Source organism: Pseudarthrobacter cremeus, assembly GCF_051857465.1.
Classification (GTDB): Bacteria; Actinomycetota; Actinomycetes; order Actinomycetales; family Micrococcaceae; genus Arthrobacter.
The window spans coordinates 1-5,855 of record NZ_JBPZHC010000028.1 but is presented as its reverse complement, the minus strand read 5'-3'; the positions used below and the strand labels follow the sequence as shown (position 1 = coordinate 5,855).

Here is a 5,855-nt window from a genome sequence, read left to right as displayed (position 1 = left end):
GCTGTCGCGGCCGGTAAAGCCCCAGATCACAAAGGCGATGGCGATCGCGCCGGTGATTCCGAACGTGACCTTGTCCAGGGTGAGTTTGATGTTCCGGCGTGCCGAAACGGCCTGCTCGGTTTTAGCGGTGCGGAGCTCTTCCAGGATCTGTTCGTACTCTTCTGAATCCGGCAGGCCCTCTGCGCCTCCGTCCTCCGGATCCAGGACAGCAGGGTTGGTGTCTTCGTCCGTGGGGACATCAATGGCTGTTGAGGTGTTCCGCGTTCTTCCGCGTTTTCCGTTGGGCGGAATTGCTGCCAAAGAGTCCTCGGCAGCCGACTCCTCGGGGGTGGAGAGTTGTAAGTCACGGCTAATAGCCATGAGCGAATCCTTTGCTCGGCGAATAATGGGCTAACGGGTAAAACAGGACCTAAACGGGCGGAAGCCCCCGACCTTCCGCCCGCGCTACTCATTTACCCGGACTAGTTGCTGAGGTAGCCGTTCGGGTCCAGGACATACTTCGTGGCGGCTCCGGCGTCGAATTCCGCATACCCCCGTGGGGCATCCTGGAGCGGAATTGCCGTGGCGTTGACCGCCTTGGCGATATGGATCCGCTCATGCAGGATCGCCATCATCAGCTGCCGGTTGTACTTCATCACCGGGCACTGGCCGGTGGTGAAGGAGAGGGACTTCGCCCACCCGGTGCCCAGGGACAGGGACAGGCTGCCCTTCTGGGCCGCCACGTCCGCGGCACCTGGATCCCCGGTGACGTACAGGCCGGGAATGCCCACCGATCCGCCGGCGGCGGTGAGGTCCATCAGGGAATTGAGCACGGTGGCCGGCGCCTCCTGGGCCCCGGCGCCGTGTCCATGTCCACGGGCCTCGAAACCGACCGCGTCGATACCGGCGTCGACTTCCCGGACGCCGAGAAGCTGCTCGATCTGGTCAGCCGGATCGCCGTTTGCCACATTGACGGTTTCGCAGCCAAAGGACCGGGCCTGGGCCAGTCGATCCTCATTGAGATCCCCCACGATGACCACCGCGGCCCCCAGCAGTTGCGCGCTGGCCGCCGCGGCGAGCCCCACGGGCCCGGCGCCGGCAACATAGACGGTGGACCCGACGCCGACACCTGCCGTGACGGCTCCGTGGAATCCGGTGGGGAGGATGTCCGAGAGCATGGTCAGGTCCATGATCTTCTCCAGGGCCTGGTCACGGTCCGGGAACTTCAGCAGGTTCCAGTCTGCGTAGGGCACCAGGACGAATTCGGCCTGTCCGCCGACCCAGCCGCCCATGTCCACATAGCCGTAGGCAGAGCCGGGCCGGTCCGGGTTCACGTTCAGGCAGATCCCGGTCTTGCCCTCCTTGCAGTTCCGGCAGCGCCCGCAGGAGATGTTGAAGGGGACCGAGACGATGTCACCGACCTTGATGAATTCGACGTCGGGCCCGGTCTCGATGACTTCCCCGGTGATCTCGTGCCCCAGGACGAGCCCGGCCGGTGCAGTCGTGCGGCCCCGGACCATGTGCTGGTCCGAGCCGCAGATGTTGGTGCTCACGGTGCGCAGGATGACTCCGTGCGGGACCTTCCGGCCGACGTTGACGGGATTGACGCCGGGGCCGGCCTGCAGCTCAAAGGTGGGAAAAGGGGTATCGATGATTTCCACGATCCCCGGTGCCTTGTATGCAACGGCTTTGTTACCTGACATTGAATGGCTCCTATGGTTGGCGATTGACGCCTCACGGTGCAGCTGGTCGCAGCAGACACTCTGTGAGGAAGTTGTAGTCAGTTTCGTGAAGCAAGGTGGGTCAGTTGATACGTGCTGCTGGCGCGGCTAGGCATCGATGACCAAATCGGTGCGCGCAGTGGAGCAGCAGGGCAGGAACTTGCCTGCCTCGATTTCCCGTGCCCGGATACCGCCCTGGTGGTTCATCTCGACCTCCCCGGAAAGCTTGACGACCTTGCAGGAGCCGCACATGCCTTCCTTGCAGTTCGCGCCGATCCTGACGCCCGCACGCTGGGCCACCCCCAGGATGTGTTCGGCGGGGTCGATGCGTACGTTGATGCCGGTGCGCATGAAGGACAGGGTGAGGCTTCCCGTTCCGACCGTGTCGAAGCTCGAGGCATCGGGGGTCCCGGCCTCGGGCCTCACGTCGGAACGGCCGGCGGCCTCTTCTGGACAGGGCGCGTCCGGGTCGACGGTTTCCAGCGGCAGCCCCGTGGCCTTCAGGGTCCCCTCGTCGTTGTAGCCCGGCTCGTAGAGCCCGAACGCGGTGGGCTGGCTTTCGTAGTAGTCCTCGGCGGAAAGGGCGATTTCCTCGGCGATTTCCTCCGCAATGTCCCCTGCCAGCGCGACCTCGGCCTGGTATTCAAGGAGCGTCTGGCGGTCTCCCGAGAAGAATTCCATGTAGATGGAGGTGTCGTCGACGCCGACTTTCTGGAGGAGCCCGGTGGCGGTGTTCAGGTAACCCTCGGGGCCGCAGGCGTAGACCTGCCGGCCGTTGGCATCGGGGGCTACCTCGTCGAGCATGGCAGCCGTCAGCCTTCCGGTGAGCCCTTCCCACCCCTCGGGTTTGCTGCGGTCGCCCAGGGAGTAGAAGACCTTGACGCGTGAGTCCACGGAGGCGATGTACGCCAACTCCTTGTGGAAGGCAAAGTCCCCGGCCGCCGCTCCGTGGTAGAGCACCACGACATCGGCCTGCCCGGGCTGGGAGTGGATGGTCCGGACCATCGACATGAGGGGGGTGATGCCGGCGCCGGCGGCCAGGAAGAGGTACCGTGCCCGCCGGTCGGCGTCGGGAAGGTGGAACGCACCGACCGGTCCGAGCATGTCGAGAACGGTGCCGGGTTTGACGTTCCCGTGCACCCACGGCGAGACCTGTCCCGTGGGGTCACATTTGACTGTGATGTTGAAGGTCCACGGCTTGGTGGGCGAACTGGACAGCGAGTAGCTGCGGTCCACCGCGTCCTGGTCCTCGCCGTTCACGGGAAATGCGACGTTAACGTACTGGCCCGGACGGAACGCCAGCGGTGCACCGTCGCAGCGGCGGAACACGAAGGTCATCATGCCGCCCGCCTCCGGAACGGTCTCGACACATTCGGCCATGAACTCCTGCGGATGCCAGGGGCCCAATGCGCGGGCGGCCCGTGCGGGTGCCTCGGTGCTGCCCATCACCCTGTTCCACGGCATCTCAAGACCGCGGATGCGCTGTGGTTCCTGGATGGCCGTCTCAGCGAGGAGTTCAATCATGCCAAGTGCTCCTGCACGCGGTGCACGTACCAGTTGATGAACGCCTCGACCTGGTATTCGCTCTTCATGTACGGGCCGGGCTGGTAGGCGGGGCTGCCGGCGCCCTGCTGGCACAGCTCCACGAACGCCTTGTCCTGCAGGTTGGTCTGCTTCCAGGTGTAGGTGAGTTTCTCCAGATCGTAGTCGACGCCTTCCTCGGCGTCGTCAGCCACCAGCCAGGTGGTGCGGACCAGGGACTGGTGCTCATTGATGGGGAAGACTCCGAACGTGATGACGTGGTCACCCAGGAAGTGGAACCAGCTGTTGGGCTGCAGGTGCATCGAGCAGCGGCCCAGGCGGAAGTCCCGAAGGTCGCCGAGCAGCTTCTTGGAGAGCCTGCGGCCGTCAGCGGAGAACGATTCGCCTTCGCCGTCCAGGGATTCGCGCGAGATGCGGATACCGGCAATGCGGGTATCGAGTTCCTCCACCACCTCGTAGGGCAGGCCATAGCGGCGGCACCGCTCCTCGAGGGAGGACTGGGCTTCCTTGTTGCGGTCCCAGACCTCTTCAAGGTGGGCCGGGATGAGTCCCTCGGTCAGGCCCCACGTGGGGAAGAGCGAGCAGGCGAGTTCCGGGTGTCCGTCGCAGTGGTAGCACTCACGGTTGTTCTCCATGACGAGCTTCCAGTTGCCCTCTTCGATGATGTTCTGCTGGTAGGCAATCTTCGTCTTGGACAGATCGTGGGGGGCGAGGTAGGGCTCGAAAATCTTGGAGGTCTCGTCGAAGTCTGCGGGCGGTTCGTCAGCAATGCAGACGAAGATGAGCCCGGCAACCTCGCGGCCATGGGCGCGCTTGAGGGCAAAGCAGTTCTTGTCGAACTTGGCTTCGCCGGGGGCGGATGCGTGGATCAGGTTGCCCTCGGGGGAGTACGTCCAGGAGTGGTAGCCGCAGACCAGGTTTCCGGTGGAACCGGCAGCTTCGGTCAGGACGCGTGCACCGCGGTGGCGGCAGACGTTGTGCAGGACGTTGACGTCGCCCTCGTCGGTGCGCAGCACGATCAGGGAGTAGGGGCCGTAGTCGACCGTGATGTAGTCGCCCGGCTCCGGCAGCTCGGCAACGCTGCCGGCAAAGATCCAGTGCTGGCCGAAGATGGCCTCCATGTCGAGCTTGAAGATCGTCGGGTCGGTGTAGAAGGGGGCGTCGAGGGAATATCCCACGCGCCGGAACTCGAACAACCCGCTGATCTCCGCCAGCTGCTCTGCAGGCAATGATGAAGCGAGTTTTCCGCGTGAATTGAGGGGCAAGACTGGAACAGACATATGTTTCCTCCCGGGAGGCGTGGGTATGGATGCGATTCGTGGCAGCCACGGCTGGGTGGGTCCAGGCGGTGTTGTGGAAAACCTTGTAGTCATGAGATTAGGGATGATTGAACTGCAACAAAAGCGCAAGATTTCGGAGATAACAGTGCACAATGAGTGCATGATCGATCCACGCCTTATCACACTTCGGGTGTTTGCCCGGTGCGGCACTGTTGGCGCAACCGCGGAGCTCACGGGATATTCGCCCTCCGCCGTCTCCGCGCAATTGCGGGAGCTCCAGCGCGTGCTGGGAATGCAGCTGCTGACGAAGGACGGTCGAGGTGTGCGGCTGACCGCCACGGGCCGGTTTCTCGTGGCGGGCTCGGACACCCTCATTGCCGAATGGGAGAGCCTGCGCGCCGCGGCCATGGAGGCCGGCGACCAGGTGCCGTCCCGTTTTGGCCTCGGCGGATTCTCGACGGCGGCAGCCCAGCTGCTCGCGCCGCTGGCCGCCACCCTGCGCGCAACGCGCCCCCTGCTGGAGGTGCAGGTACTCGAGGCCAATCCGGCCCGCTGCTTCGACTTGTTGGTAGCCGAGCGGATCGACCTCGCGGTCATCGTCGCCATGCAGTCCGACACCTATGTTGAGAACGACCCCCGCTTCGAGCAGACCGTCCTGCTCGATGATCCCCTGGACGTGATCATTCCCGCCGACCATCCCCTGGCATCGCGGGAAACGGTGACGCTTGAAGAGCTGGCGTCGGAACCCTGGATCACCGAGGCCGCCGGGTCCACGTACCACTCCCTCTTCACCGCGGCGTTCACGGCAGTCGGGGTGACACCGCGGATTGCCCATGAGGCCGTTGAATGGGAAACCCAGATCGCCTTCGTTGGTGCGGGGCTGGGCGTGGGCCTGCTGCCGAGGCTGGCGCCCCTGCGTGGTGCCGAAAACGTGGTTCGGCTGCGCATTACCGGCAAAGGGAAGCCCGCGCGCCGCATTGTCGCTGCGGTGCGGAGGGGCAGCATCGCATCGCCACTTATCCAGGAGTCGCTCGGCATCCTGCAGGTCAGGGCCAACCGGATTCTCGCCGCTCGGCCCGAAGACGATCTCTGACATCGCATGGCGGGCTGCTGAACAAGCAGGCCAGGAACGTCCCGGAGACCGCTCATAACGCCATCCACGTGACCGTTTTATGCGGCTTTATGCGGCAATTGGTGTCACTGCTGCTGTGTGGGGGTGTGGGTGTGCCCCGGTGGCACGGGCTGGGGGCCGTGTGCCGCCGGGGCGGTGGTTGTTGGTGGTGGTGGTTTTAGTTTGTGTTTTGGTTTGTTGGGGTGGGTGTGATGGTGGGGA

The 5,855-nt window shown here is 64.3% G+C and carries 4 protein-coding genes and 1 pseudogene; 1 reads left to right on the top strand and 4 read right to left on the bottom strand.

Features of this window, described 5'->3' with window-relative positions:
• The 4 genes and pseudogenes from ACS5PJ_RS22465 to ACS5PJ_RS22450 form a co-directional block, all read right to left on the bottom strand.
• Positions 1–360: pseudogene (locus tag ACS5PJ_RS22465) on the bottom strand (BCCT family transporter); the annotation flags it as partial.
• A 101-nt stretch (positions 361–461) separates the two neighbouring features.
• Positions 462–1,682 (bottom strand): formaldehyde dehydrogenase, glutathione-independent, encoded by a 1,221-nt coding sequence (fdhA, locus tag ACS5PJ_RS22460; RefSeq protein ID WP_439437055.1) that lies wholly within the window; start codon positions 1,680–1,682, stop codon positions 462–464.
• Positions 1,683–1,808: 126 nt separating this feature from the next.
• Positions 1,809–3,224 (bottom strand): ferredoxin reductase, encoded by a 1,416-nt coding sequence (locus ACS5PJ_RS22455; RefSeq protein ID WP_439437054.1) that lies wholly within the window; start codon positions 3,222–3,224, stop codon positions 1,809–1,811.
• Positions 3,221–4,522 carry an aromatic ring-hydroxylating oxygenase subunit alpha gene (locus ACS5PJ_RS22450; protein ID WP_439437053.1) on the bottom strand — a complete coding sequence of 434 codons (1,302 nt, stop codon included), beginning with the start codon at positions 4,520–4,522 and terminating at the stop codon, positions 3,221–3,223. The genes ACS5PJ_RS22455 and ACS5PJ_RS22450 overlap by 4 nt, the downstream gene beginning before the upstream one ends.
• Positions 4,523–4,682: 160 nt before the next feature.
• Between ACS5PJ_RS22450 and ACS5PJ_RS22445 the strand changes: the two genes are divergently transcribed.
• The gene (locus tag ACS5PJ_RS22445; RefSeq protein WP_439437052.1) at positions 4,683–5,615 is read left to right on the top strand and encodes a LysR family transcriptional regulator; all 933 of its coding nucleotides are present in this window, start codon (positions 4,683–4,685) and stop codon (positions 5,613–5,615) included.
• The last annotated feature ends 240 nt before the right edge of the window (positions 5,616–5,855 follow it).